The organism is Paenibacillus mesophilus (genome assembly GCF_005938385.1).
Taxonomy (GTDB): Bacteria; Bacillota; Bacilli; order Paenibacillales; family NBRC-103111; genus Paenibacillus_AB; species Paenibacillus_AB mesophilus.
This window is the reverse complement of the sequence record NZ_VCRA01000005.1, coordinates 129,919-151,944: the sequence shown is the minus strand read 5'-3', so window position 1 is coordinate 151,944 and position 22,026 is coordinate 129,919. Positions and strand designations below refer to the sequence as shown.

The 22,026-nt window shown below is 49.8% G+C and carries 25 protein-coding genes; 19 read left to right on the top strand and 6 right to left on the bottom strand.

Annotation, left to right across the window (positions count from 1 at the left end; all coding sequences use genetic code 11):
* Nucleotides 1–22: 22 nt before the first annotated feature.
* Nucleotides 23–829, bottom strand: a complete 807-nt coding sequence (locus tag FE783_RS10660; RefSeq protein ID WP_420799730.1) for a DUF2935 domain-containing protein — start codon at nucleotides 827–829, stop codon at nucleotides 23–25.
* 153 nt (nucleotides 830–982) lie between these two features.
* Here FE783_RS10660 and FE783_RS10655 point away from each other — a divergent pair, with 153 nt between their 5' ends.
* The 7 genes from FE783_RS10655 (at nucleotide 983) to FE783_RS10625 (ending at nucleotide 5,134) form a co-directional block, all read left to right on the top strand.
* A complete protein-coding gene (locus FE783_RS10655; RefSeq protein ID WP_138879333.1) occupies nucleotides 983–1,414 on the top strand; it encodes an RrF2 family transcriptional regulator in 432 nt (143 codons plus the stop codon).
* 69 nt (nucleotides 1,415–1,483) lie between these two features.
* Nucleotides 1,484–1,876 carry a hypothetical protein gene (locus FE783_RS10650; RefSeq protein ID WP_138879332.1) on the top strand — a complete coding sequence of 131 codons (393 nt, stop codon included), beginning with the start codon at nucleotides 1,484–1,486 and terminating at the stop codon, nucleotides 1,874–1,876.
* A 51-nt stretch (nucleotides 1,877–1,927) separates the two neighbouring features.
* A complete protein-coding gene (gene trxA / locus FE783_RS10645; protein WP_138879331.1) occupies nucleotides 1,928–2,245 on the top strand; it encodes a thioredoxin in 318 nt (105 codons plus the stop codon).
* Between the two features lie 124 nt (nucleotides 2,246–2,369).
* The gene (locus FE783_RS10640; RefSeq protein WP_138879330.1) at nucleotides 2,370–2,720 is read left to right on the top strand and encodes a hypothetical protein; all 351 of its coding nucleotides are present in this window, start codon (nucleotides 2,370–2,372) and stop codon (nucleotides 2,718–2,720) included.
* Between the two features lie 85 nt (nucleotides 2,721–2,805).
* Nucleotides 2,806–3,561 carry a phosphoribosylformimino-5-aminoimidazole carboxamide ribotide isomerase gene (gene hisA, locus FE783_RS10635; RefSeq protein ID WP_138879329.1) on the top strand — a complete coding sequence of 252 codons (756 nt, stop codon included), beginning with the start codon at nucleotides 2,806–2,808 and terminating at the stop codon, nucleotides 3,559–3,561.
* A 198-nt stretch (nucleotides 3,562–3,759) separates the two neighbouring features.
* Nucleotides 3,760–4,530, top strand: a complete 771-nt coding sequence (locus FE783_RS10630; RefSeq protein ID WP_420799729.1) for an undecaprenyl-diphosphate phosphatase — start codon at nucleotides 3,760–3,762, stop codon at nucleotides 4,528–4,530.
* A gap of 103 nt (nucleotides 4,531–4,633) precedes the next feature.
* On the top strand, nucleotides 4,634–5,134 hold the full coding sequence (locus FE783_RS10625) for a hypothetical protein (RefSeq protein WP_138879328.1): 501 nt from the start codon (nucleotides 4,634–4,636) through the stop codon (nucleotides 5,132–5,134).
* A gap of 15 nt (nucleotides 5,135–5,149) precedes the next feature.
* Here the strand turns inward: FE783_RS10625 and FE783_RS10620 are convergent, their stop codons facing one another.
* Nucleotides 5,150–5,461, bottom strand: a complete 312-nt coding sequence (locus FE783_RS10620; protein ID WP_238402983.1) for a hypothetical protein — start codon at nucleotides 5,459–5,461, stop codon at nucleotides 5,150–5,152.
* 147 nt (nucleotides 5,462–5,608) lie between these two features.
* Here FE783_RS10620 and FE783_RS10615 point away from each other — a divergent pair, with 147 nt between their 5' ends.
* On the top strand, nucleotides 5,609–6,061 hold the full coding sequence (locus FE783_RS10615) for a pentapeptide repeat-containing protein (RefSeq protein ID WP_138879326.1): 453 nt from the start codon (nucleotides 5,609–5,611) through the stop codon (nucleotides 6,059–6,061).
* 59 nt (nucleotides 6,062–6,120) lie between these two features.
* On the opposite strand, the gene FE783_RS10610 is transcribed toward FE783_RS10615, so the two are convergent.
* Entirely contained in the window at nucleotides 6,121–6,912 is a 792-nt protein-coding gene (locus FE783_RS10610) for a divergent polysaccharide deacetylase family protein (RefSeq protein ID WP_420799725.1), read from the bottom strand.
* Between the two features lie 165 nt (nucleotides 6,913–7,077).
* Between FE783_RS10610 and pdaA the strand changes: the two genes are divergently transcribed.
* From pdaA to galE, 10 genes are all read left to right on the top strand, one after another.
* Nucleotides 7,078–7,884 (top strand): delta-lactam-biosynthetic de-N-acetylase, encoded by an 807-nt coding sequence (pdaA, locus tag FE783_RS10605; protein ID WP_138879325.1) that lies wholly within the window; start codon nucleotides 7,078–7,080, stop codon nucleotides 7,882–7,884.
* Nucleotides 7,885–8,139: 255 nt separating this feature from the next.
* Entirely contained in the window at nucleotides 8,140–9,000 is an 861-nt protein-coding gene (locus FE783_RS10600) for a DUF421 domain-containing protein (protein ID WP_138879324.1), read from the top strand.
* 93 nt (nucleotides 9,001–9,093) lie between these two features.
* Nucleotides 9,094–9,573, top strand: coding sequence for a GlcG/HbpS family heme-binding protein (locus tag FE783_RS10595; protein WP_138879667.1), 480 nt, complete (start codon nucleotides 9,094–9,096; stop codon nucleotides 9,571–9,573).
* 165 nt (nucleotides 9,574–9,738) lie between these two features.
* Nucleotides 9,739–11,049, top strand: coding sequence for a D-alanyl-D-alanine carboxypeptidase family protein (locus FE783_RS10590; RefSeq protein ID WP_238402982.1), 1,311 nt, complete (start codon nucleotides 9,739–9,741; stop codon nucleotides 11,047–11,049).
* A 229-nt stretch (nucleotides 11,050–11,278) separates the two neighbouring features.
* Nucleotides 11,279–12,823, top strand: coding sequence for a spore germination protein (locus FE783_RS10585; RefSeq protein ID WP_138879323.1), 1,545 nt, complete (start codon nucleotides 11,279–11,281; stop codon nucleotides 12,821–12,823).
* Entirely contained in the window at nucleotides 12,820–13,920 is a 1,101-nt protein-coding gene (locus FE783_RS10580; RefSeq protein ID WP_138879322.1) for a GerAB/ArcD/ProY family transporter, read from the top strand. Before FE783_RS10585 ends, FE783_RS10580 begins: the two co-directional genes overlap by 4 nt.
* Nucleotides 13,917–15,041 carry a Ger(x)C family spore germination protein gene (locus FE783_RS10575; RefSeq protein ID WP_138879321.1) on the top strand — a complete coding sequence of 375 codons (1,125 nt, stop codon included), beginning with the start codon at nucleotides 13,917–13,919 and terminating at the stop codon, nucleotides 15,039–15,041. Before FE783_RS10580 ends, FE783_RS10575 begins: the two co-directional genes overlap by 4 nt.
* A 26-nt stretch (nucleotides 15,042–15,067) precedes the next feature.
* Complete coding sequence (locus FE783_RS10570) at nucleotides 15,068–16,168, top strand: GerAB/ArcD/ProY family transporter (RefSeq protein ID WP_138879320.1); 1,101 nt, start codon at nucleotides 15,068–15,070, stop codon at nucleotides 16,166–16,168.
* The gene (locus FE783_RS10565) at nucleotides 16,165–17,295 is read left to right on the top strand and encodes a Ger(x)C family spore germination protein (RefSeq protein WP_138879319.1); all 1,131 of its coding nucleotides are present in this window, start codon (nucleotides 16,165–16,167) and stop codon (nucleotides 17,293–17,295) included. Before FE783_RS10570 ends, FE783_RS10565 begins: the two co-directional genes overlap by 4 nt.
* 81 nt (nucleotides 17,296–17,376) lie before the next feature.
* Entirely contained in the window at nucleotides 17,377–18,366 is a 990-nt protein-coding gene (galE, locus tag FE783_RS10560) for a UDP-glucose 4-epimerase GalE (protein WP_138879318.1), read from the top strand.
* Between the two features lie 55 nt (nucleotides 18,367–18,421).
* On the opposite strand, the gene FE783_RS10555 is transcribed toward galE, so the two are convergent.
* Nucleotides 18,422–19,009, bottom strand: a complete 588-nt coding sequence (locus FE783_RS10555; RefSeq protein ID WP_138879317.1) for a class I SAM-dependent methyltransferase — start codon at nucleotides 19,007–19,009, stop codon at nucleotides 18,422–18,424.
* A gap of 190 nt (nucleotides 19,010–19,199) precedes the next feature.
* Between FE783_RS10555 and FE783_RS10550 the strand changes: the two genes are divergently transcribed.
* Nucleotides 19,200–20,195 (top strand): glycosyltransferase family 2 protein, encoded by a 996-nt coding sequence (locus FE783_RS10550; RefSeq protein WP_138879316.1) that lies wholly within the window; start codon nucleotides 19,200–19,202, stop codon nucleotides 20,193–20,195.
* 39 nt (nucleotides 20,196–20,234) lie between these two features.
* Here the strand turns inward: FE783_RS10550 and FE783_RS10545 are convergent, their stop codons facing one another.
* Together FE783_RS10545 and FE783_RS10540 are read right to left on the bottom strand one after the other, a co-directional pair.
* Nucleotides 20,235–21,080, bottom strand: a complete 846-nt coding sequence (locus FE783_RS10545) for an O-fucosyltransferase family protein (RefSeq protein ID WP_138879315.1) — start codon at nucleotides 21,078–21,080, stop codon at nucleotides 20,235–20,237.
* 29 nt (nucleotides 21,081–21,109) lie between these two features.
* Nucleotides 21,110–21,901 (bottom strand): DUF6492 family protein, encoded by a 792-nt coding sequence (locus tag FE783_RS10540; protein ID WP_138879314.1) that lies wholly within the window; start codon nucleotides 21,899–21,901, stop codon nucleotides 21,110–21,112.
* Nucleotides 21,902–22,026: the final 125 nt, after the last annotated feature.

Below are 22,026 nucleotides of genomic sequence, written 5' to 3'. Positions count from 1 at the left end.
GTCGCGAGCGGTGGCCCGAGCTTCACCCTGGTTGCTTGCTAGTCAGGCTGGCATCCAGCATGTCGATAATAAACAGGAACCTTTCCGCTTCGCGAAACACGTGATCCGCCAACAGAGGATGAATGATGCTCTTGATCCGGCACGCCTCAATCAAATCTCTGGCCGTTTTCTTGAAATCTCTAAGAGATTTCACCGATATGCGGTTCTGATCGAGGAATTGATCCAATAGCGGCACCGTCTGGGACTGGGGACGCATGCTCTCCAAGTCTTTGGCTTGAAACAGCAGCTGATCGAAGTCATGACTGAAATTTCGCGCTTGTTCGCCCAATTGTCTTTCGGACGGGTCCAGCAGATGCCCGATGAACTTGGCATGGTCGGCCATGATCCGCAAGAAAAATACGTTTTCATCGATAATCGCGTCGGGCAGCGCCTCCAATTGTCCGGAGTTCAGCTGCTCCAGACGGTTGCGGAAATAAAAGGCTTCTCTGCTGACATGGTCGACCAGCAGCGGGAAGTTATTGGCTCCGGGCAGTTGGCAAGACAAGATCAGCCCCAAAACTTTCCGCTTGAACGCCCATATGTGCGACGCGGCATTATGAACTTCCACATTGAACCGCCGAATTTGTTCGGGATCGGCTTCGGCCGTGAAAGTATGAGACCTTCGTTCGATCTCTTCGAACACGGCATAAAACTGATTCGCCTCTCCGATCAGTTGAGTGTCCTCGCAGCGAAAGCCCAGCTTCAAAAAGAGCGAATGCTCCTTCATAATCCGCGACCAGAAGCGGATCTCATCCAGCGAGCGTCCAACAAACACGGTTGTCAGCACTATGATCACCTCATGAACTCAGTTATTCCTACATTATTGGAAGGACACGCTGCGTATGATTGTTTTTTAAATAGGCAAGTACTTGAATGGAGCCGTATTGACACGATCAACTGTAACAATTATAATAACAGTACACACGAAGAGGAGGAGCAGCGGGTGAACAGCGAATTTACGATTGCGGTGCATAGTTTAGTGTATCTTGCCTATAAGCCGGATCGAATGGCTACGAGTGAAATGATCGCCCACAACGTAAATACCCATCCATCGCGTGTACGGAAAGTAATGAGCTGTTTGCGCAAGAGCGGCTATATCGGAACGAAGGAAGGCATTGGCGGCGGTTATATTTTCAATTGCAGCCCCGAACAGGTTACATTAGCCGAAATATTCCGGGCGACCTCCATCGGTTCGATTAAGCCGGGATGGTGCTCCGGAAACGGGGACGACAACTGCATGGTCGCCTGCAACATGGCGGAGGTGATGGATCATATTTTCTGCGAAGTCGAAGAGCAGCTTATTCTCTCGTTGCAGCGGATTACGATTCACGATGTGCTCGAACGGGTGCGGGCTGCACAGCAACACAACATATAATTTCCTATGATCAATCTGTTACTAGATTTGTGACAGAAGGGTTTTTCCTAAAAAGGAGGGTGAACGGGTATGAATACGATGGTGAAAATAGGCGATTGGATTAGCGGAACATCCCAGAAGGACGAGAAATTTATCGGATTCGTCGAATCGATTAACGCCGGCGGCGTCTTGAAAGCCTATGTAACACAATGCGACCGGGAGCATACGGTTGGAACGTCTGTGGAAACGACGCTGTCCAAAGTAAAGAAGCTGCCCGAATCCATTCCGTCGACCAAGGATGAATTAAACAGCTTGATCGAGCTCTCGCTGCAAACCCACGATCAGCAATGGTTTGAAGAGCTCAGCTCCAAGCTTGCCGCCATTTCCTCTTCGACAACCGGTTCGGCCGCTATACAATCAGGTCCCTATCATACGCGCTCAAGACTGATCGGATTGGTTCCAAACGATCCGATGGACGTTTGAGGGAATCAAATATAGATTACGAACGACTTATAGAATAAGGAGAGGATTACAATGGCGATTATTAACACATCGGATGCGATCTTTCAAGAAACGATCAAAGAAGGCTTGGTGCTTGTCGACTTCTGGGCGCCATGGTGCGGTCCATGCAAAATGATTGCGCCTATTCTGGAAGAGCTTAGCGGGAAAGTCGGAGATGCCGTAACGATTGCCAAGGTCAATGTGGATGACAATCCGGAATCCGCCGGCCAATACGGAATTATGAGCATTCCGACTTTAAAACTGTTCAAGGACGGCGTAGACGTTGCGACTTATGTCGGCGTACGTCCGCTGTCGGAGCTGGAATCGGCAGTAAGGCAGCATTTGCAATAACGAAGTTAAAAGGAACTGGATCGTTCAAAATAACTGGAAGTCCGGAGATAATCTCCGGGCTTTTTGTGTTATCATTTGGAAAAGGGAAAGGTTCTACTCAAATCCGGAAAAGGGGAGGATCAGGTTGGAGAAAGACCGGTTTCTTGAGTTTATGCAGCGGCGCCTCGTCGACTTAAAGGCGGAGATGGAGGCTTGCTTTGACGGTCTGAAGCTTGCCCATGTCAGAGCAAGCGGGCGTTACGAGGCGTACGAAGAAATGTTGAAGCATTATCAAAGATTAAATGGTGCGAACAAGAAGCGGACGGTAAGATATAAATGGATATGCCCGGAATGCGAGATGGAAATATTCGGAGACGATCCGGATGCCCGGTTCGAGTGCGGCGATTGTTCGTGCCGTCCATGGGACAGCGGGGGCAAAGATGTGGAGATGAAGTTCGTAGGCGAAGTGGTCGAGTGGGACGAGGAAGTTTGGTAGCCATTTCAATCGGACAGGTTGGGGTGGTATACTCATAGTCGTAGACTCTACTAACGAAAATGGTTATTGCGAGAGGATGTACAGAATGAAGTTTAGACCTTGTATTGATCTTCATGACGGTAAGGTGAAACAGATCGTCGGCTCCAGCTTGCATGACGGACGTACGGACGACTTGGTCACCAATTTCGAATCGGAACTGTCGTCGGCCGACTTTGCCCGTATGTATGCCGAGGATGGACTGGTCGGAGGACACGTAATCATGCTCGGTCCAGGCAATGAAGAAGCGGCCATTGCGGCATTGCGCGCCTACCCGGGCGGCTTGCAGCTGGGCGGAGGAATTCATGCGGACAACGCCGAATCGTATTTGGAAGCCGGTGCCAGTCATGTCATCGTGACATCCTATGTATTTAAGAACGGACATATCGACTTCGAACGGCTTAACGCACTTGTAAATAAAATCGGTAAAGACAAGCTCGTCTTGGATTTGAGCTGCCGCAGGCAAGGCGATACGTACTACGTCGTCACGGATCGTTGGCAGAAATTTACGACGTTTGAGATTACGAAGGAAAACCTCGACCATTTGTCCACGTTTTGCGCCGAATTTTTGATTCATGCGGTGGATGTGGAAGGAATGTGCCGGGGGATCGAAACGAATCTCGTGAAGAAGCTAGGAGACTGGGTCACGATCCCGACTACGTATGCCGGCGGAGTGTCGCAATTATCCGATATGCGGCTCGTCCATGAACTGGGCAGCGGCAAGATCGATTTGACGATCGGCAGCGCTCTCGATATTTTCGGAGGATCGATTGCTTATCGCGATGTGGTCAATTGGAAAAGTTAAATAGCTTCCTTAAAAGTCCGCGTACATCGCGGCTTTTTTGTTTTGTAAAATACTAGCCCGTGCTTACAATATTGTAAGGTTCATCACGCCCAATTGTAATGCTAATCCATGGTTCCGCATCCTCCGGCGGGTTATAGTTATGTAACGAATATGAACAGCGGAGGGAATGTTTTGGATCTGATCGTAATTGCTATCATCATGGGAATCGTGGAAGGCTTAACCGAATTTCTGCCCGTATCGTCTACGGGGCACATGATTTTAACCGGGCATTTATTGAACTTCGAAGGGGAACTGGCCTCGACATTTAAAGTTGTTATTCAATTAGGCGCCATACTCGCCGTACTCGTCCTGTATTGGAAACGGTTTTGGGGGTTATTGAAAATATCTCCGGCTGCGCTCAAACGGCCGGGAATCAATATCGTCCATATATTCGTTGCGATGATCCCTTTCGTAATAGCCGGGTTTACCATATACGGATATATGAAGAAGCACCTGTTCGGTCCGACGCCTGTCTTAATCGGCCTTGTGGCCGGGGGGATTCTGATGATCGCGGCCGACCGGTTCCGCAGAGACGTGAAAGCGCAGACGATGGACGACATTACATACAAGCAGGCATTCGGAATCGGGCTGTTTCAATGCTTGGCGATTTGGCCCGGCTTCTCCAGGTCCGGCTCGACGATCTCGGGGGGCATGCTGCTCGGGACAAGTCAGAAGGCGGCTGCGGAATTTACGTTCCTTATTTCGGTTCCCGTCATGTTCGCGGCGTCGGCCTATGATCTATACAAGAGCAGGGAATTTCTGACGACGGATGACATTCCTTTGTTCCTGGCCGGATTACTATCCGCCTTCGTAGTCGCTAAGATCGCAATCGTTGCTTTCCTGAACTTGATCAAGCGGCTGAGACTGTCTTGGTTCGCTTATTACCGGTTTGCTTTGGCCGTTTTGTTTTTTGTCGTCCTGTATTTGTAAGACTGGACTTTGGTCCAGCTCAAGCTAACTCCGAAGCAGGAGGACTGCAGCTTCAAACATATGGTAATATGGAAGGAGTGAACACCGATGAAGGAGAGGTTATATGAAAATCAGGATGATCGTGGGAGCGGTTCTCATGTTTTTGGGAGCATTTTTGTTCCTGAACCGCGGGCAGACATTCGATTCGGGAACCCTATTCGTTTACTTTTGGCCCAGTTTATTCGTGATTCCGCTCGGGTTGTTTTTCCATTGGCTATGCTTCTACATGGTCGGCCGCAAAGGAATCGGACTGTTAATCCCCGGAGGGATTATCTTTACGGCGGGGATCGTCTGCCAGATCGCGATGCTGTTCGACAGCTGGTCTTACATGTGGCCGGGATTCATTATGGCGCCCGCTATCGGTCTGCTTGAGTTTTATTGGTTCGGCAGCAGGAACAAATGGCTGCTTATTCCGATCAATATTTTGATCGTCCTTTCCTTGCTGTTCTTTATCGTATTCTCGGCAGGCGCCTTCCTGAACCGCCTGGCCGGTCAGCCGATCATAGCCATTGTGATTTTGCTCGCGGGTGCCGTGATGATGGTCGGGAGGAAGAAGGAAGTGTAAGGAACAGCCGGGAAGCTAATCGTATTTATCTTCATCGATCCGGATCTTATCATCGAGGATGAGTTCGGCCTCGGTCTCAAAGTTCAGATGCAGCGGCAGAGGAAGACGGTCGAGAATATGTTGGACGAGCGAAAGCTCCATCAGTTCCTCCATATTTTGCGGCCGTTTTTCCATTCCGTTAATCCAATCGCGTACGGCATCGATAAATTGGTAGAAAGTAGCTTCGAACGTATTCGCCGTCGATTCGGCTTCGTCGCCTTCCGCTCCCGACATGGACTTCCAGTTGCCCAGAACGGTATTCAATGCTTGTTCCACTTTCGTATTCATGTTTTTCACCTCACTGCTGAATTATATCAAAATAATTGGTCAAATCGTACTCACTAATGGCATCTAAAAGATAGGGGCGGCAATATCAAGCACGATTACCCTATTGCAGGTGAACGACCAAACTACAGTAAAGGCAGGAGTCCAAGCATGGAGCAACTCGTCCAAGTAACGGAAATTATCGACAAAAGAGAGCCGAAACAGAAGCTTGTCGTAAAAAACTCGGATATATCCAACTCCGAATTCAACGATTGCCGCGCCGAGAAAGTGGTTTTCCATGACATCTCGCTTCCTCATGTTCGAGTTACATACGCGGATTTAAAACATTGTTATTTCCACGATATGAATATGGTGAACGGCAGCATCAGCAACGCGAACTTGAGCCATTTGTCCATAGACGGGGTCAACATCAGCGGGATGTCTTTCCGGAATGCGGGTGCGCGGGAGAAGCCGATCGTAATGGAAAATTTGTATATTCCGGGCAGTAAGATCATGAACTGCAATCTTGCCAATGTGGAGCTCACAGAATGCAATATTGAAGGCTTGACAATAAACGGCATAAGAATTGATGAGTTGATCAAGAGCGTTCAAGAAAAGCAATAATCATTCTAAAAACAAAGGAACCTGCCGGCCGGCAGGTTCTTATTATATAACTGGGTGTCTTAGCGGACAAGCTTCGAAATACCGACGAGTCCTACTCCATCCATGGAGGCGGGCAATTGTTGCAGCACTTCGGCGGTAACTTTGCCGCCGCCCCCCACATGACCGATCGCCACGCAAGCATCATGCTCGTTCAGATGCTTCTGCAGCTCCTTGATCTGGTTCCACACATGCATCTTCGTTTTGACGTCATCCAAAAAAATATGGTTTTCAATGCAGGGGACCCCGACTTTTTTGGCCATTTTCGAGACGATGCTCCTGTAGTTCGTATGGCTGTCCAAAAAGAACAGACCTCGTTCGCGGCAAACTTCCAGGATAACGAGCATGACCCGTTCGTCGATTGTCGCTTTGGAGCCCATATGGTTGTTGATCCCGATCGCATGAGGAACATCGTCGATCGCCGCATGTACACGCCGGCGTATTTCCTCGTCCGGCAAATCGCAAGTTATCGCGCCCGGTCCCATCCAGCTTTTATGGCTCTTGAGCGGTTCCATCGGAAGATGCACGATCACATCGTGTCCTTTGCGGTGCGCCGCCTCGGCATCTTTTTTCGTCGAAGGCATGAACGGCATGATAGCAACCGTTATTTGATAGGGCAGTTCCATCATTTGTTCCGTACCAGCCATATTGTTGCCAAAATCGTCTATGACGATCGCCGCTTGTCTGACCCGCTTCCGGCCATCCTGCTCCAAGGCGTGCATACTGCCGGGCATGAACAGCTGAAGGGTAACCAGGGTAATAAGGGTAATAAGGGTAACCGCGCACATCCTGATAAACGTTTTTTTCTTCTTCATATGTACGACCCCTTCTTTCATCGAGACATTGGTTACATTGTTCGCACAACGCTGCTGCCCGAACCGAGGAAATGATTACAAGTTTATTATGGGGAGCATTGCGAAAAAATACGATGTGACCCTACATTTTCCGAGCTTTACAAAGAAAGGAGTATGTTCGTTACGATGCGAAGAAGGGGAATACGTACAGCGGCGATTTGTCTAACGCTGCTCGCCTGTTTAAGCCCTATTACGGCAATGGCGTCCGATGATCGGCCTTTTCACTTCGGGTTCAAGAAGAGCAGGAACGGCATGCCGGCCTCGATCGATGAGGAAGGATTCAAGCCGGTGTTAGAAAAGCATGAAGCCATCTTCATCGGAGACGGCACCAAGAAACAGTTGTATTTGACGTTCGACAACGGGTATGAGAACGGGTATACGTCCAAAGTGCTGGACGTTCTGAAGGAGAAGCAGGTACCGGCCGTATTCTTCGTGACGGGCCATTACATTCAAGATCAGCCGGACTTGTTAAAACGAATGGTCGAGGAAGGTCATCTCATCGGCAACCATTCTTGGACGCACCCGGATATGACCCAAATTTCCGACGATCAGATTGCGACAGAATTAAATCGGGTCAAGGAACAGATTACGGCGCTGACGCCGCAGAAGGAAGTTCGCTTTGTGCGTCCGCCACGAGGAATATTCAGCGAACGGACGCTTACGGTCAGCCGAAGAATCGGCTATACTCACGTCTTCTGGTCGATCGCCTATGTCGACTGGGATACGAAGCGGCAGAACGGCTGGAAATATGCGTATGATAAAGTAGTCGGCCAGCTTCATCCCGGCGCGGTCATTCTGCTGCATTCCGTATCGAAAGACAACGCCGAGGCAATGGGCAAAATCATCGATTACGCCCGTGAACAAGGGTATGAGTTCAAGAGATTGGATCGAATCTCCAATCCTGACCGCAGCTTGGATCCTATCGATTTATAGTCGTTTCAAGACGTGAAATAGCCCCTCTTATGAGGGGGGCATTCGTTCAGATTAAAAGCCGGCTTCCTTTAACCAGAATGTACTGCGGCCCGGAAATCGAATGGTTATATCCTCTCGAATTTGGAGTACGAGGACTAATGAAATCGTATATTTTCAATGGATGAAAATGAATCCCATGATGAATAATAAGATGGGATTTTGGTGAATTTTTGGAGTGCACGCGCACGTCGAATGAATAAATAAGGGGGCTGCGAGATGCCGGATTGGTTATTGGTTGCACTAAGGACCTTAATGGCTATCGTCATCCTATTCGGGATGACTAAGCTGCTCGGGAAGAGGCAGGTTTCCCAGCTGTCTCTATTCGAGTACATAACCGGAATCACGATTGGAAGCTTGGCGGGCTACATTTCGCTTGATTCGGAGGTTAACTGGTATTTGGGGCTTGTTGCTTTGTCGGTTTGGGTTCTGGTATCGCTCGGGATCGAGTTTTTGCAAATGAAGAGCAAGCGGGCAAGAGACTTTATCGACAGTAAAGCGACGGTATTGATTAAAGACGGCAAAATATTGGAGGATAACCTCAAGAAGGAACGTTTGACAACGGACGAATTGATGGAACAGCTGCGGAGAAAAAACGTATTCCAAGCGGCCAATGTGGAATTCGCGATCATGGAACCGAGCGGAGACATCAACGTCTTGCTGACGAAAGAAAACCAGCCTTTAACCCCCTTTCATCTCGGCATCAAAGTAGGCCCGGAACAAGAACCGCAGATCGTCATTATGGACGGCAAGGTTATGGACGAACCGCTCGCTACGTTAGGTTTAAACCGGCAGTGGCTGAATACGGAGCTCGAGAAAATAGGAGTTGCGATTGAGAATGTGTTTCTCGGACAAGTCGATTCCTACGGCCAGCTTTATGTCGATGTATTCGACGATCAGTTGAAAATGCCCAAACCGCAAAAAAAAGCTTCGCTGCTCGCAACTTTAAAAAAGTGTGAAGCGGATTTGGAAATGTTCGGCTTGTCGACCGATGAGGAGAAGGCGAAAAAGCTGTACGAACGATGCGCGAAGGAGCTGGAGCTAGTCATTGCGGAGGTAAAGCCTTTGCTTATCCGGTAAAATGTTTTTTTCGGACGATTGTTCACCCGGTCCAGGCAGATGACCATACAATACAGGAGTTACATGACCTGGGGAGTGAATGAATTGACCAAAATGACTCAAATGACATTGGACGTAGCGAAAACATTGCTTGCGGCAGCGGAACAGAAAGCGAAAGAACTGCGTTTATCATGCGATATCGCCATCGTGGACGAAGGGGCGAATCTGGTCGCCTTCCACCGCATGGACAATGCGCGGATCGCCGGTATCGACATCTCCCAGAGCAAGGCATGGACCAGCGTAGCGATGAAGATGCCGACATCGAATTTGGCCCAATCCGCACAACCGGGAGGGGCGACTTTTGGGATCAACACGACAAACCAAGGGAGACTGGTCATATTGGGCGGAGGCATCCCCTTGACGGTTGACGGGAGAATCGTCGGAGGCATCGGCGTTAGCGGCGGAACAAGCGCTCAAGATATAGAGGTGGCCAATGCCGCCGTCCAGACGTTCGAGAAATTGCGCGTTTCGGGAAATGACCAAACTCCGAATGCTCGTATCGGCTCGGCCTATCAGTACTACCAGTATAATTAACCTTAACGAGATAGAATCAAGTTTGCGGATAGATCGCGGACTTGATTTTTTTTTTGTGGACGAATAAGCAAAAATTTGACTTTCATACGTCTATACTACTATATTGGTTTAATGAAAAATCATAAATATTTGCTAGAGTACAAACATTGTATGGGAGTGTAGCAATTGAAACGCAGCAAAAGAGCAAAAGTTAAGCGGTATGTCTCCATCGTGATGTCAGCGATCATAGGGATGCAGCTGTTTATTCATAGTCCGGAGGCGGCGCTGGCTGATGAGCCCGCGGAAATATCGCTCGACGTAAAATCGGCCGTGTTGATGGATGCGGAGTCCGGACAAATCTTATATGAGCTGAATGCGGATGCTGCGCTTCCCCCGGCGAGCATGACCAAGATGATGACGGAATATATCGTGATGGAGCATATCAAGTCGGGCAAACTGAAGTGGGACGAGCCCGTTACGACGAGTAAATATGCGTCCGAGGTTCCAGGTTCCGGAGATTTGCTGGCGAACGGAGAGCAGTTGCCTGTTCGGAAGATGTTTCAAGCGATGTCGATTTATTCGGGCAACGATGCCTCCGTAGCTTTGGCCGAACGAATCGGCGGGACCGAGGAGGATTTCGCCAAGCTGATGAACGAGAAAGCGAAAAAGCTCGGTATGACTACGGCCCATTTTGCATCGGCGACAGGACTTAATCATAACGATTTGAAAGATTTGAGCGGAGCGCCTGTCTTTGACGCCGGCGGGGAGACGGTGATGTCTGCGAAGGATGCGGCCATACTGGCATACCGGATCGTAAAGGATCATCCGGAAGTGCTCGAATACGCCAAAATTCCTTCCTTAAAGCTTCGGGACAGAGACAAAAGCCCGATGATCAATTGGAATTGGATGCTGGAAGGCAATAGTACGTCAATCAATTTCAAAAAATATGCTTATCCGGGATTGGACGGTCTGAAGACGGGGCATACCGATGAAGCGGGCTACTGCTTCGCCGGGACTGCGGTCCGTAACGGGATGCGATTAATAAGCGTCGTCATGGGAGTCAAGACTGAACCGAAGCGATTCGAGGAAACACGCAAGCTGCTGGATTACGGCTTCAACAACTTCGAGCCGAGAACGATCGTCTCCGCGAAGAACGAGATCGAATCGATGAAATCGGTCGAGCTGCGAAAAGGGGTACGAACGTCCGTGCCGGTAGTGACGGAGAGCGGGCTTACTCTTGTCGTAAAGAAAGGAACGGCTGACGAGCAATTCGTGCAAAAAACGGAGGTGACCGAGCAGGACAAACGTATTGCGCCGGTCAAGCAAGGGGACCGGATGGGGACGTTAACGGTTACCTATAACGGCAATGACCATATCATCAACCTGGTAGCGGCGGAGGATGTCGGCAAGGGGAGCTGGATCCGGCTGTTGTTCCGGGCTGTAAAGAACTTCCACGTGGGGTTGTACAACGGCATCGTTCATCTGTTTCATAAATAGTAGTGCAAGCATAGCCGCCGAATAGCGGCTTTTTTGTTGTATAGGAAATTATGCGAAGCTAATTTCTGTGGATACGGGGGCTCCCCCAGAAGTAATCGGAATCGGCTTCGGAGGCCAGCTTCACTTCTGGGGGATTTGTTCCATGAGGGGAACCCGGTCGTCTGCATATTCAGCCATTATGTGGCAACACTTAGTAACGGTTAATGCATACCGACCGGGGGGACGAAGCATGTGGTTTTTCGGTTTGTCCAGCAAGAGAAAGTATCGTCCGTCTCGGCCTCAGCGGGCCGATAAGCAGCAGAGCAACGATTCCATCAGTACGGATTTAGCGCGTAATATAGCGAATTTGCTATTAAGATTTACTCAAACGCCTGATTTGTTTGTGCGGGAATTTACGATCAAACATAGTGGAGAGCGGGCTGTGCTCGTCTATCTCGAAGGGCTGGCCGATAAAAATTCGATCAATAACGACATCCTCCGGCCGCTTCAATTCGAGTCGGAGAGGAGCGACGCCGTCGGAGGACTTACCGTAACGGTCGGCCATGTGTCGAGATTAACATCATGGCCGCAGATCGAGACCGCCATTCTGCACGGCAGCAGCGTGTTGTTGATCGAAGGAAGAGCAGAAGTCTACGCGATGGATACGACGGGGTGGCCGCAGAGAGCCATTGAAGACCCGCAGATCGAGGCGTCGCTGAAAGGTGCCCATCAAGGCTTCGTTGAGACGGGCAGTCAAAATATTGCTATGCTTCGCCGTTACATTCCGAACCGGGAGCTGAAAGTACAGGAGATTTGGGTCGGGGAAAGGGGACATTCGAAATTATCCGTCCTCTACTTGGCGGACGTCACGCATCCGGAAGTGCTTCAAGAGTTAGTGGACCGGATTCGCAAGCTGGATGTGGACGTCATTATCAACACCGGCGAGCTCGCGGAATTGATCGAGGACAATCCATATTCTCCGTTCCCGCAGTTTATATTGACGGAAAGGCCGGATGCGGCCGCATCGCAAATTTTGCAAGGGAGAATCGTCGTAGTCGTAGATCGGAGCCCTAGCGTCCTAGTTGCTCCGGTATCGTTTACGTCGTTCTTTCAAAATGTCGACGACTATAGCACGCGCTGGTCGATCGCTACCTTTATTAGACTGCTGCGCTTATTTGCGTTTTTTGTCGCCATTTTGCTGCCGGCTTTTTACATCGCGATCACTTCCTATAACTTTGAGACGATTCCCGTGAAACTGCTTATTACGATCGGGGATTCGCGGGGACGCGTGCCTTTTCCTCCGTTCGTCGAGGCGATTCTTATGGAGATCACCTTGGAAATGATGCGGGAAGCGGGAGTGCGCCTTCCTGCTCCGGTTGGGCAAACCGTGGGCATTGTCGGGGGAATCGTCATCGGCCAAGCGATCGTGCAAGCAGGCTTGGTGAGCAATATTATGGTCATAATCGTCGCGTTTACCGCGATCGCTTCTTTCATTTTGCCCAACTACGATATGGTTGCAGCGGTCAGGCTTCTTCGCTTCGGGATGATGGTGGCCGCGTCGATGTTCGGCATTGTCGGTATCGTAATCGGAGTGATGCTGATGATCGGGCACCTCATTTCTCTGGAATCGCTCGGGACACCGTATGGAACTCCCTATGGCCCGATGCGGTTTGCCGATTGGAAAGACGCGCTCGTCCGGCTGCCTCTGTGGAAGATGAAAGATCGGCCGGTAGGAACGAGAGCGGTTCAATCGAAACGGCAGGGCTCGAATCATCCGAAGGGTGACGGGGAATGAAAAAATACGCATTTAATGAAATCACCTTTATGCAATCCATCTTGATCGTATCCGGGATTCAAGTTAGCGTTGGCTTCCTCTCGATACCTCGGGTTTTGGCCGAACAGGTTGGCACGGACGGGTGGATTTCCCTCGTTATCGGATGGCTTGTGGCCATAGCTGCGAATTTGATCATCGTTCGCGTGATGAGAAGGTACCCCGACGGCACTGTACTGGAATTATTGACGGCCTATATCGGCAAATGGGCGGGCATCGTGGGGGCTATCGTGCTGGCCCTCTATTTCTTCTATATCAGTTACGCCACTCTCATTTATTCGGTTGGTATAGCGAAAGCATGGCTCTTGCCGCAAACTCCGTCTCTTGTCATCATGCTTATGCTGCTCCTGCCGACCGGCGCAATCGCTCGGGGCGGGCTGCGCATAGCGGCCAGGTATGCGGAGGTCGTTTTTATCCTATCCTTATGGATCCCGTTTGCTTATTTGATCCCGCTACAGGACGCGCATTGGCTCCATCTGCTTCCCGTGTTCAAGGATGGCTTGAAGCCGATCATCACGGCGGTGCCGGCAACGTTTTATTTTTTCGCCGGATTCGCAACCACCTTCATATTGTATCCGTTTTTGAAGGATAAGCAGAAGGCGTCCGCCGCAGTAGTCATTTCGAATACACTGTCGCTGCTCGTTTTTTTGTTTATTACGCTGGTATGCTTCGTCTACTTCAGCCCGGACCGGATTGCCGAGTACAGCGAGCCTGCGATTAACGTACTGAAAACAATCGAGTTCAAGTTTATCGAACGGATCGAGGTGCTGTTTATCGCGTTTTACTTATTCATTTTCTCGCTCGCTTGGATCCCGTTTATGTATTTGGGCTCTTTTTGCACAAGCTGGCTGTTAGACAAGCAAGACCATCGGGGCCACTTGCTTGCGTTCTGGCTTCTATTTGCCGCAGCCGGCTTCTTCTACATGCCCACATCCAGCCAGAGCGAGAAGCTGAACGATGTTCTGGGCAAGCTTAGTTTCGGTTTCGAGTACATGCTTCCTGTTTGCTTATTCCTTTATGTTTGGATTTATGACCGTATCAAGCGGAGAGAAAGCATATGAGCACACGGCCGTGTTATCTTATACTTCTTGTCTTTGCCGTTGCCGTCATCGCCGGATGCTATGACAGGGTGGATTTGGAAGAACAAACATCCAGTTTTCTGGTAGGAATCGATCTGGATCGCGATAACAAGCTGGTCGTATACGCGTCCAATCCGGTGTTCAGCAGTCATGCCGAGAAAAAAAGCCAGGAGTTGGGTCTGAATGCGGGGACGCTCCGCCAGTCGAGGAGCGCGCTGGAAGCCCGGACACTCGGTTTTTTGAGCTACAGAAAAGTGCAGGTCATCTTGATCGGCAAACGCATTCTGGAACATGAAGATTGGTATCGGCTGCTGGATGTCATCATGCGCGATACAAAAAATCCATTAACCCAACGAATGGTCGCGTTCAACGGAACACTCTCCGACATTGTCAACTTGAATCCGAAGGATCAGCCCACGATACCCATACTGCTGCGGGGGATGGTCGATACGAAGAGCGCCCGTTCGGAAACGGTAAAAACGACGTTCCAGGAGCTGGACCGGCTCTTCTATGAGAAAGGGATAACGCCGTATTTGTCCGAAGTCGTTCTTGACCCAAATAAAGAGGTTACGATGAGCGGTACGACACTGCTGGACAAAAAAGGGAAATATGCCGCGTCGTTAAACATGCCGGACACGGTATTGCTGCACATCCTGCAAAATGAAGTGAAGAGGCCTGTCAGTCTTACGATTCGCATTCCGGGTCATTCGAAGTCCGGTCCGTTCGGAACGGATCGAGTAAGCTTCAATGCGGAGAACGTCAAAACGAAGTTCAGCACTTCATATGCCGAAGAACGATTTAAGTTCGGCATCGATATCCGCATGTCCATCTCATTATCGGAAAGGCTGATTCCGATTGATGCACAGAAAGAGGGAGAACGGCTCGAAAGCTTGATTGCCGAACAATTACAGAACCGGTTCGAGAGCCTCATTCGGACGATCCAGTCGCACCGAATCGATCCGGTCGGACTCGGGATATACGCTCGGGCCTATGAAAGCAGCCGGTATAAGGATGTGCAGGACAATTGGGGCGAAGCGTTGGCTAAAGCAGACATTAACGTATCGGTGAAAGTAACGATCAGAAGCACGGGGCCCGTAAAATAAGGAAACAATGCCGGAGGGTGACGGAAATGAAAACATACCGATTCAATGAAATCACTCTCATGCAATTTATATGTCTCAATTTCGGACTGCAGGTAAGCGTCGGACTGCTGGCGCTGCCGCAAGTATTGGCCGAACGGGCCGGTACCGACGGCTGGATGGCGATAATAGCAGGCTGGATCATATCCGTTATGGCCGGTCTGGTCATCGTTCAAGTGATGAAGAAGCACCCTGATGGCACCTTGCCGGATATACTGACGCGATACTTTGGCAAATGGATAGGGAGAGCGGGAGCGATCCTGTTCGCCTTTTATATTCTTTACTATGGCTATACCGGACTCGTCAGGACGGTGCTGTATACGAAAGTATGGCTTCTGCCGCAAACTCCCGTCTATATCACGATGCTTCTGCTGCTTCTTCCCGCATATGCCGTTGGTCGCAGTGGGCTTCGTGTTTTGGGAAGATATGCGGAGCTTATTATTTTCATCTCGTTATGGATCCCGTTCATTTATTTGTTACCGCTCGGAGACGCCCATTGGCTCCACCTTGCTCCAGTGCTTAAGGAAGGTTGGAAGCCCGTTCTTTCGGCGGTGCACGACGTTATCCTTTCTTATACCGGACTTGGAGCCGTATTTATTTTTTATCCGTTTTTACGCAACAAGCGTATGGCTTCGGCCGGAATCGTCATATCCAATACGCTATCGATGTTTGTTTTCGTATTCGTTACGCTTGTCTGCTTCGTCTACTTTAGTCCGGACGAAATCAGGGAGTTTAACGAGCCTGTCGTCAATGTATTGAAAACAATCGAGTTCAAGTTCGTCGAGCGGGTCGAAGTTCTGTTTATCGCGTATTACTTATTTATTTTTTCATTAGCGTGGATATCCGCCATATACATGTGCGTATTTTGTACAAGCTGGTTGCTCGGCAAGCAGGACCACCGCAGCCATTTGCGGCTGCTTTGGCTGATGCTTGCGGTAAGCTCGTTCTTTTTCGTGCCCACGTTTAATCAGAACGATCGGATGGAGACTATTTTGACAAGGATGGCTGTTGGTTTCGAGATCGTATTTCCCGTTTGTATGCTCGTCTATATATGGATATATGATCGCCTTCGGAGGAGGAAGAACGCATGAACAATCGGTTGAGAAAGCTTGTGGGCTTCCTCTGGATCGCTGCAGCTGTCGCCCTTGTCCAGGGATGCTATGACCGATTGGATTTGGAGGAGGCGTCATCCCCTTTCTTGGTAGGTTATGATCTCGATACGGATAACAATATGCTGGTGTATGTAACGAATCCGATATTCGGCAAGCACAGAGGAAAGAAAATGCAAAAGATTGTGGTGGAGGCGAATACCTCCCGCGAGGCGAGAGAGCAAGAGGATGCCCGTTCAGCGGGAGCTTATCATGGCCGAAAGCTTCAGATTGTACTGATCGGCAAACGGATGCTGCAGCACGCCGATTGGTTTCGCATGATGGATGTTTATTTTCGCGATTCGAGGAATACGTTAACCCCGAGTGTCGTTGTCTACAATGGACCGCTCTCCGACATCATATACCTGGACAAGAAAGAGCAGCCGATGCTTCCGATGCTGCTGCGCGGAATGATCGATGCAAAAAGCGCACGCTCGGAAACGGTAAGAACGACTTTGCAGGAGCTGCACCGGCAATTATACGAGAAAGGGGTGACCCCGTATATTTCGGAGGCTTACTTGGACCATGACGATATTGTGCTCCAAGGCATGGCCCTGCTTGATCATAAGGGTAAATACGTCGTATCGCTAAACGGACAGGAAACGGTTCTCATGCAAATTTTGCAAAAAGAAGCCAAAAAGTCCGTCAGTCTAACGATCCCGATTCCCGGCGAATCGAAGCGGGGACCGTTCTATACGGATCGGTTAAGCCTAAGCACCCAGAAAGTGAACACGAACATCGTAACTTCATACGCAGGGGGCCGGTTTCACTTCGACATTCGGGTCGATATGCGCGTAGCGTTGACGGAGATCTTATTTCCATACCATGCGCAAGATCAACAGAAACAGCTGGAGAGCTCGATTACCTCTCAAGTGCAAAAACAATTCGACGACCTCGTCCGGAAAATCAAACAATACCGTATCGATCCGATCGGGCTCGGGCTTTATGCACGGGCCGCCGAATACAAAAGGTTCAAAAACGTGGAGGATCACTGGGGTGAAGCGGTGGCCGAGGCGGATATTCGAGTGACGGTTAGTTTGGAGATCGGTTCGTCGGGACCCGTTAAGTGAGTACGAATGACTATATCCATATGGCCGATTCGATCATATAGTAACTATCATTTGCATGTCGCCTGACAAAGGGGGCGAGAAATGGGCAAAGTGGTATTGGTTACCGGTGGAGCCGGCTATATCGGTTCGCATACTTGCAAGCGGTTGAGCCTAGCGGGGTACTTGCCGGTCGTTTACGATGATTTAAGGAGAGGTCATGCCGATTTTGTAAAATGGGGACCGCTCGTACGAGGGGATATTCTAGACACCGAATCGTTAATGTTCGCTCTTAAACGGTACTCGCCGGATGCGGTCATTCATTTCGCCGCTTACGCTTATGTCGGAGAATCTTTCCACGACCCGTTATCCTACTACCGAAATAATGTGGCCGGCACGCTCTCCCTCCTGCAAGCGATGAAGAGTTCGGCCGTTCAGAACATTGTATTTTCTTCCTCTTGCGCGGTATACGGTTTGGCATCCACCGATAACATCAAGGAGGAGCATCCGCATTCCCCAATCAGTCTGTACGGTCGTACGAAATCATTGGCGGAATCGATGCTGCAGGACTTCAATTACGCCTATGGCTTGCGATCGGTTTCCCTCCGTTATTTCAATGCAGCCGGCGCCGATCCGGAAGGCGAGATCGGCGAGCATCACGATCCGGAAACCCACTTGATTCCGCTCCTATTGGATGTCGCTGCGGGAAGAAGATCGCACATAGACATTTACGGCAACGACTATCCGTCGGAGGATGGCACTTGCATACGCGACTATGTTCATGTAGCCGATCTGGCCGATGCACACGTAAGAGCGATGGAGAAATTGTTACGCGGAAATTCCGCCGCGAGCTATAACTTGGGCAGCGGACATGGGCATTCCGTTATGCAGCTGGTTCGCGCTGTCGAACGGGTCACACGCGTTAAGATCACGGTGCGTATAACGCCTCGAAGACCTGGTGATTCACATCGTCTTGTTTGCGATCCTTCGCGCGCACGGGCGGAATTGCAGTGGAGGCCGGAGTTCTCATCTTTGGAGGACATGTTGGATCACGCATGGCATTGGCATCGAAAACGTTTCAACGTGCTTCGATAACCAAACGAAAAGAGCCCTCGAATTTGCCGGTTTGCAAATTGGAGGGTTTTCCTTTTCAATCGCTTCTGCGGATGACGCGCAATGTGCAGTAGTCGCAAAAATGAACATATCCCGGATTGTGCTGCATAAATTCGTCAACGGCCTTCACTACCCCCGGACAATCCGGCTTCCCGTAGTCGTGTAAAGCGATAAGTCCGCCGCGAACGACTTTGCGGGCGTAATGATGAATGTCGTGACGGACCATTTCGTAATCATGATTTCCGTCAATAAATAACAAGGCGATTTTTTTGGGGCAATCCTTGTACGCTTGCGTACTCAGCTTTCGAATCGGGGAGACGGCATCGGCAAGCCCGGCCATCGTTACATTTTTCCAAAATTCCTGGAAGTAGTTGCCCTTGTATAAATAAAAATCCGATGCAAACGGGTCGATCGCATGAATCGGCCGTTTCTGCTTAGTGAGATGCTTGCTCCCAAGTCCCATGGCAACCGTACTTTTTCCTTTGAACGAACCGATTTCCACGATTTCACCCTGCACATGATCGACGAAGACTGGCAAATGGATCAATGCGGCCGGTTCGGAGTTCCATAACCATCCTTCGATGGAATCAACCGTTTTGATCCAATCGTCCATTTGTTTTTCCATAGATGTTATCAGCCCCCTCCCATATTCGTTCCTAGTATGCTATGACCGAATAGGTAACCCGGATTGGACTTATGCTCAACAAAGCGCCGACCAATTTTCCGCCAACCGGTCACCCGACTAAGGCAAGTCCTTGCACCGATCATAAAATAGTGGTAGCACCCCATTACGACTGATCGGAAGGAGAGCGTACATGCTTATCTCGGTGGCGATGGCCGTTCACAATGGCGAGATGTATTTGCAAGAAGCAATAGATGGCCTCCAGGCGCAAACGTATAAAAAAATGGAAGTCGTTATTGTAAACGATGGATCTACGGACCGTACGCGAAATATATTGGATCAAATTCAAGACCGGCGATTCCGCGTGTTCCACTTGCCGAAAAACCGGGGGGCGGCAAATGCGCTAAACGTAGCCATACGGATGGCGAGAGGGGAATGGATCGCGATCCACGATGCGGATGACATAAGCCATCCCGATAGACTCGCGAAGCAAGCCAAATATATTCACAAGCATCCCGGGCATGTGGCGGTTGGATCGCTTATCCAATGTATTCTCGGGAAATCCCCGCTTCCCCGGCAGCTGCTTCAGTCGACCGAGCTTGCCTTCAACTCCTATGTGACTCCGAAGCAAATCAAAGAGGGCCGCTTCAGCGCCTGTCCGTTATGCCATGGTTCTGTCGTCTTCTCCAAACAGGCGTATATCAAGGCCGGGGGCTATAATCCGCAGTACAAAATCGCCTACGACTACGACCTTTGGACCCGTCTAATCGATCTCGGTCCGATAGGCAAAGTAAATAAAGTTTTGTATCATTACCGGGTGCATGCGTCTTCGCTTTCCAACAAGAAATGGACCGATACGTATGATGAAAAACTAAGGAGCGCTCTCATTTCGATCCGCAAAATATGCTACGGCGATGCGATTGACAGCCCGCGCTTCGCCGTATTCGCTCCGCAGTGGCTATGCAGCAATCTGAAACGAATAATCGTCCCTGCAACCGGCTGCAGAGTATCCGTGTATATTCATGGAAATTATGTGCTTAACATCCCCAAAGTAATCGATTGGATCGCTGCCCAAAAATTAGACGGTGTTCTTATAAGTGTAATGATTGATAAGGCGGCCATCCAACAGATGACCGAATCGTTTCAAGCGCACGGAATGGAAATAAACCGCACCTTATTTACGGTTTAAAGGAAAAAAAGCCGGTTCTAATGAAACCGGCTTTAGTCATTATAGCCCCATTAGGTGAATCCACGGATTGATGCTGCTGTTCCAAGGATTATATCGCGCGAGTGCGCCGCGCATCTGATCGGGACGAACAAATAATGCGGCGTGTTTATTGAGCATGCTGGCCGTGTAAGAGAACGAGCTGCTGCTAATGGCCAGCATGTCGCAATGGCTAAGGACGTAATGATCCATATAGTAATCGGCAATCGGGAACGGTTCGAACAAGCATCGCCAAGTGACGGGATTGAATGCGGAGAAATCCGAAACAACGGAATCCGGCGCGTCGCTTGCAATATATAGGACCGGCTTCTCAACCTGAGGCCAAACCGATTGAAGCCATCGGATATACCATTCGTTAGGCGGTATAAAATACAATTTTTTGTCGGCTCCGGTTTGCTGGCGGGTAAGGAAGTCTCCTCTACGCAAGTGCAATCCGATTATTGTTTTTCCTTTCCGGCGCAATCGGCGCAAACCTTTCTTAGCGACCGTCCTTACCTCAGATACGGGATGGAATAAGGAACGAAAGTAGGTTTTATAAGTCGCGTAATAACGGGTGTGAAATTGAAAGTAGCCTTGGATGTCCACGTTGACCAGGCGCGGTTGCGGCTCCGCAAGCAGCATTTCTTTATTTTTTATTCTCTCCTCCTGGACTATGGGGTATTTCCGGCCGATAGGTTCATCGCGATGACCGAACAAATCGCAACCGATCCAATGAGGGGTTTGCACGCGCAACCCGAAACGGTTCGCGTACAATTTAAGAAACGCGTACTGGATGATCTGATTGCCGAAACGACCGTTGCTGCCGAGGGTTGACATCGCGATTACCGGTGTGTCGCTTTGATGGTGCATTGCAATTCCTCCCCGCCGGTCATAACCGATTACTGGTTCCAGCTATGGAACGATACGGTGTTATACTTGGCCGCGAGTTTCGGAATGCCGTTCTGCATCGTTTTCTTCGTGACCGAACGACTTAAGCTGTAATTGTGCCAATACTTCATGACCATCTGACCGGGAAAGCGGGACAATACGAAGTTGCCGTACGTCTCGTAATCGGAAAAGCCTGAAGTGTGGGAACGATCCGCATGCTGCAGGATCGCTTCGTACCAGGCGATTTTGAACCGTTCCTCGATCGTTTTCTTTAGCAGCTCCACCTTCGATTTTTCAAAGAGCATATAGTGCGTGATAAACGATTTGGCAGAAACCGCCTTTTGACCCAGCAGCTTTTCATAGGCGACAAAATACGGCAAATGATGTTCGTCCGCATAGTGAAACACCGTTTTGCCGTTTTCCATGAAAACGTTCGGACGGATGAATACGGTGTCGGCGTCTATGACGAGATAATGCTCCTCACTGCAAACGACATTCCCGCTAAATTTGATGAGCTGCTGGAATAACCAGCCTGATCTGTCTATCCCGTTTACGGAGTAGTCGATCTTGTTCTTGGCGATCGGAACGACAGCGGCCTCATCAAAGAACACGCACTTGTACTGTTCGCACAATTTTCTGATGCCGCGATCATTCGGAGCGACGATAGCGATTTTACCGATCGGATGAAGGATGTTTCGTCTCGCGCCTTCTATCGTATATGGCAGCACGGCCGCGTCTTTCGGAGCGACCGGAATGACAATATCAATGCGCGTATTGCTCCGGATCGGATGAGTGTGAGACATAACCTGATCCTCCTTTTATAAATGGGATGAGGGATACTTTAGTATCATATGCTGTGAATCTCGACAGGATTGGACAGAGACATTTGAGATACGTCCACAACGTAGAGGGGCTGAGTGAATAAGGT

Coding starts and splice junctions, on each gene's coding strand:
- FE783_RS10650 (WP_138879332.1), top strand. CDS start 1,484: ATGAATACGATGGTGAAAATAGGCGATTGGATTAGCGGAACATCCCAG.
- trxA (WP_138879331.1), top strand. CDS start 1,928: ATGGCGATTATTAACACATCGGATGCGATCTTTCAAGAAACGATCAAA.
- hisA (WP_138879329.1), top strand. CDS start 2,806: ATGAAGTTTAGACCTTGTATTGATCTTCATGACGGTAAGGTGAAACAG.
- FE783_RS10630 (WP_420799729.1), top strand. CDS start 3,760: ATGGGAATCGTGGAAGGCTTAACCGAATTTCTGCCCGTATCGTCTACG.
- FE783_RS10625 (WP_138879328.1), top strand. CDS start 4,634: ATGAAAATCAGGATGATCGTGGGAGCGGTTCTCATGTTTTTGGGAGCA.
- FE783_RS10620 (WP_238402983.1), bottom strand. CDS start 5,461: ATGAATACGAAAGTGGAACAAGCATTGAATACCGTTCTGGGCAACTGG.
- FE783_RS10615 (WP_138879326.1), top strand. CDS start 5,609: ATGGAGCAACTCGTCCAAGTAACGGAAATTATCGACAAAAGAGAGCCG.
- FE783_RS10610 (WP_420799725.1), bottom strand. CDS start 6,912: ATGAAGAAGAAAAAAACGTTTATCAGGATGTGCGCGGTTACCCTTATT.
- pdaA (WP_138879325.1), top strand. CDS start 7,078: ATGCGAAGAAGGGGAATACGTACAGCGGCGATTTGTCTAACGCTGCTC.
- FE783_RS10600 (WP_138879324.1), top strand. CDS start 8,140: ATGCCGGATTGGTTATTGGTTGCACTAAGGACCTTAATGGCTATCGTC.
- FE783_RS10595 (WP_138879667.1), top strand. CDS start 9,094: ATGACTCAAATGACATTGGACGTAGCGAAAACATTGCTTGCGGCAGCG.
- FE783_RS10585 (WP_138879323.1), top strand. CDS start 11,279: ATGTGGTTTTTCGGTTTGTCCAGCAAGAGAAAGTATCGTCCGTCTCGG.
- FE783_RS10580 (WP_138879322.1), top strand. CDS start 12,820: ATGAAAAAATACGCATTTAATGAAATCACCTTTATGCAATCCATCTTG.
- FE783_RS10575 (WP_138879321.1), top strand. CDS start 13,917: ATGAGCACACGGCCGTGTTATCTTATACTTCTTGTCTTTGCCGTTGCC.
- FE783_RS10570 (WP_138879320.1), top strand. CDS start 15,068: ATGAAAACATACCGATTCAATGAAATCACTCTCATGCAATTTATATGT.
- FE783_RS10565 (WP_138879319.1), top strand. CDS start 16,165: ATGAACAATCGGTTGAGAAAGCTTGTGGGCTTCCTCTGGATCGCTGCA.
- galE (WP_138879318.1), top strand. CDS start 17,377: ATGGGCAAAGTGGTATTGGTTACCGGTGGAGCCGGCTATATCGGTTCG.
- FE783_RS10555 (WP_138879317.1), bottom strand. CDS start 19,009: ATGGAAAAACAAATGGACGATTGGATCAAAACGGTTGATTCCATCGAA.
- FE783_RS10550 (WP_138879316.1), top strand. CDS start 19,200: ATGCTTATCTCGGTGGCGATGGCCGTTCACAATGGCGAGATGTATTTG.
- FE783_RS10545 (WP_138879315.1), bottom strand. CDS start 21,080: ATGCACCATCAAAGCGACACACCGGTAATCGCGATGTCAACCCTCGGC.
- FE783_RS10540 (WP_138879314.1), bottom strand. CDS start 21,901: ATGTCTCACACTCATCCGATCCGGAGCAATACGCGCATTGATATTGTC.